The sequence below is a fragment of the Paenibacillus sp. LHD-117 genome (genome assembly GCF_030929555.1).
Classification (GTDB): Bacteria; Bacillota; Bacilli; order Paenibacillales; family Paenibacillaceae; genus Pristimantibacillus.
On record NZ_JAVFVT010000098.1, the window covers coordinates 1 to 514 of the forward strand.

Consider the following 514-nt stretch of genomic DNA (forward strand, 5'->3'; position numbering starts at 1 on the left):
GTCATACTCCTCGTAGCGAATCGCATTTTCGAGATGGACGAGCTGATTACGGGCGTTGTACGTATATTTCGTGCCGATGATCGTATACCCTTTGCCGACCTCGCGAATCCGTTCAAAAATCTTCTTCTGTTCGCCCGGCGGCAGGTTAACTTCGCCGTTGACGATGTTGTCGATCGCGGCCAGCAGATGCTCGATTTGACCTGTCTCGAACATCGTGGCCACTTCCGTACTCGTTCCAATTCAAGCTTATGGTACGCTATCTACCGAGATTTGCGAAAACGAAGGTAAGGTATTCGGAGTAAAACATGGTGGTATCTAATAATTTTGGGACTTTTGCATGGTTAGTGGATTGTAATAAAAGGGTATATTTTTCAAGTATTGCATGTGCGTACAGGCATACATGACTTATGCAGTTCATGAGATTAACCGGTAATTGTGAGAATTTATGCTTGAATAAACCGGCCACATGGTCATGGAGAGAATCTTGGGCCAGTATGCGGAAATAAGGCTTGCA

Annotated in this window: 1 protein-coding gene; it reads right to left on the reverse strand. The window is 45.3% G+C overall.

Annotated elements, in window-relative coordinates; genetic code table 11:
* Positions 1 to 213, reverse strand: a 213-nt coding sequence (locus tag RB620_RS30230; protein ID WP_308100875.1) for a hypothetical protein, incomplete at its 3' end; no start/stop codon positions are given.
* Positions 214 to 514: the final 301 nt, after the last annotated feature.